A 2694-nucleotide genomic window follows, 5' to 3' on the forward strand; every position below is an offset into this window, starting at 1 on the left:
AGTGGAGTTGCGGTAGGCCGTGCGCTTTCTACTACTCCAGCCTTTGCTGGAGTGATGAGAAGGTACCAAAGGAATTGCGAGAGCATGTCGAACGACGCCCCCGTTCGTCACCCCAGCGAAGGCTGGGGTCCAGATCTTGTCTGTCATGCTCATCCTGCTTCCCCCAGTTCAGCCATGCGAGTCCCATCGCGGCGCTTGCGTTGCTGGATGATGTTCACGGCTGGATGTTGTCGCAGGTGAAATCGTCTTCCCCCACCGCGCGGCATTGCGGCGGGAAGCCGTGCTTGCGCCAATAGTCGGGCACACCCCATGTCTTCAGCTTGTGCTTGAAGCCCGCCGAGTTACGCCAGCCAGGTGGCCCCGGCATCCATGGGTCAACAGCGTCATTCAACGGATCGTCGAATTCGCCAGCCAGATCAAACTCACCCAGCCAGACGTAGGCCAGGGCGTTTCCGATCTGGCTCTGGAATGTCGAATCAGAATCGGCTGCCAGCCGATCCATGATCGCGCGAGCGTCAGGATGTACGCCCCCTGGTTCTTGCAGGGCCTGGACAAAAATTTCAGTGAGCTCGGAGGGGCTGCCGAGGCTTCGCAACAACAAGCGCGCGGACAAGAGATCGCCGCGCTGGATCAGGACCGGTACGAAAGCGGATGCCCGATTCTCAACAAACCCGTTGGCCACGCCTTGCTCGAACGCTGCCATGGCTTCGTCCTGCTTGCCCTCGGATACCAGGGACTGGGATACCCATCGCAGGCAGTTCTGATAGGCGGGGTCGAGTTCAAGGCAACGTCGCTGGTCGGCCAGCGCCTTGTCGAAATAGCCCAGATAGACCCAGCTGACGCTGCGCCAGAGCAGGGCCGTGGTGTTGTTCGGGTTGGCCTCGATCGCACGATTGGCGAGCTCGATCGACTTCTCCCAGTTGACCGGCCGGTTTTTCATTTCGGCCAGCGAAAGGGCAGCCCAAGGCATCGACAGTGTGCTATCGAGCTCCAAAGCGCGCTTGGCGGTTGCCTCTACCAGGGCCAGGTAGTCGCGATCGCGGATTCCCCAACCCTGGACGATGCAGTAAACCGCTGCAAGGCCCTCCCAGCCGCGGGCAAAATTCGGGTCCATTTCAACTACACGTTCGTACAGTCGAATGCTTTCGCGTAGATCGCTGCGCGCGATGAACAACTCCCGCGCCTTCAGGTAGAGCTCGTAGGCGGACAAATTTTCAGTGTCGGCCTTGACCAGCACGACCGATTTGGCGCCGTCACCCAATTCGGTACTCAGCGCCGTGGCAATGGCGGTGGCGATCTCGCTCTGGATGGCAAAGATGTCGGTCAGGTCGCGATCGTAGGTTTCCGACCAGAGATGCCGATCATTGACCGCATCGATCAACTGCGCGGTGATGCGCAGGCGATCTCCCGACTTGCGCACGCTGCCCTCGAGCAGGTGGCCGACCTTGAGTTCCCTGGCGATCGCCTGCGAGCTCATCTCCTTGCCCTTGTAGGCAAACGAGGATGTTCGCGAAGCGACCTGCAGTCCATCGACGCGCACGAGCACGTTGAGCAGTTCTTCGGAAATGCCGTCGGAGAAGAATTCGTTGTCCTTGTCCGCACTCATGTTGACAAAGGGCAACACGGCGATGGAGTTGGGCTGGATCGTAGAGTCGATCGGCTGGGTCTCGGTGCCAGCGGCAGGTGTTTGTGCACTGGCGTCCGACTTCGCTGTCGCAGTGGTCTCGCCCGTCGCCGACTTGTTGTCGGAATCACCCTTCGGCCAGTAGCGATCGGCCGCGACCACTGCAATCAGGGCCAGCACACCGGCAAAGATCAGACGATCCATGCGCTGACCCGTCTTGGCCGCGATGGATTGCGTCACCGACACATCGGCATCGCGCTTGATGCCATCCGGAGTCAGCTCGAACAGCCACGAAAACACCAGCGCGGGAATGAATCCGATTGCCAGCAGAACGACCAGCGCCTTGAGCACCCAGGCCGGCGTATCGAAAATCGGCAGCAGGGTTTCCATCACCTGCAACACCAGCCAGGCACCGACCAGATACAAACCGGCCACGCGGATCACGTTGCGACGTTTGAGTTCGGCGAAGAGGTTCATGGAACGGCCTGTTTTTGCATCGTCACTTTTCTCTGCATATTCGGAAGGAGAACTACTGAGTCACTCTGCAATTTGAGAGGAAGAAAGCAGGAACTGGACTACATGCGGCTCCTGCAGCTTGCCCTTCGGGCCATTCGCTACGCGAATGTTCGTTCCGGCATCCTGCCTCCACAGTCCAGCCTTCGCTGGGGTGAAGAGCGGTGCAGTCGGGGTTGGCCGTGCGCTCTTTGCCCTTCCAGCCTCGGCGTAGCCGAGCCTGCCCTGAGCTTGCCGAAGGGCGGGAATGACGAGCGAAAAGACATTCGACTTGCCGTCCTTGTTCCACCAATAGGTTTCCGTCACCCCAGCGCAGGCTGGGGTCCAGTTCTTGTCTGTCGCGCTCATCCTGCTTCCCCCCCAGTTCAGCCATGCGTGTCCCATGACGGCACTCGAATTCGACAAACAGACTCATGAATCGATTTCCTTGTGCAACCTCTCGGCGAGACTACGCGCTGCAACTTGATGCCTTTCGATGAGGCTCGTCATCACTTCAAGGTTCGTTTTCCAGAAGCGTAGCTCCAAGAGCAATCCAGGTTGGGCAAGATAGCCATCCA

Annotated in this window: 2 protein-coding genes; both read right to left on the reverse strand. The window is 59.3% G+C overall.

Going from position 1 to position 2694, the window contains the following annotated elements:
- Nucleotides 1-214: 214 nt before the first annotated feature.
- The gene (locus R3F00_RS17850) at nucleotides 215-2101 is read right to left on the reverse strand and encodes a hypothetical protein (protein WP_371283079.1); all 1887 of its coding nucleotides are present in this window, start codon (nucleotides 2099-2101) and stop codon (nucleotides 215-217) included.
- A gap of 60 nt (nucleotides 2102-2161) precedes the next feature.
- Nucleotides 2162-2485 (reverse strand): hypothetical protein, encoded by a 324-nt coding sequence (locus R3F00_RS17855; protein ID WP_371283080.1) that lies wholly within the window; start codon nucleotides 2483-2485, stop codon nucleotides 2162-2164.
- Nucleotides 2486-2694 lie beyond the last annotated feature (209 nt).

This window comes from Dokdonella sp. (genome assembly GCF_041395345.1).
Lineage (GTDB): Bacteria > Pseudomonadota > Gammaproteobacteria > Xanthomonadales > Rhodanobacteraceae > Dokdonella.

What these genes read in the sequence shown, in the direction of transcription:
- R3F00_RS17855 (WP_371283080.1), bottom strand. Translation starts at nt 2,485, where the DNA reads ATGAGCGCGACAGACAAGAACTGGACCCCAGCCTGCGCTGGGGTGACG.
- R3F00_RS17850 (WP_371283079.1), bottom strand. Translation starts at nt 2,101, where the DNA reads ATGAACCTCTTCGCCGAACTCAAACGTCGCAACGTGATCCGCGTGGCC.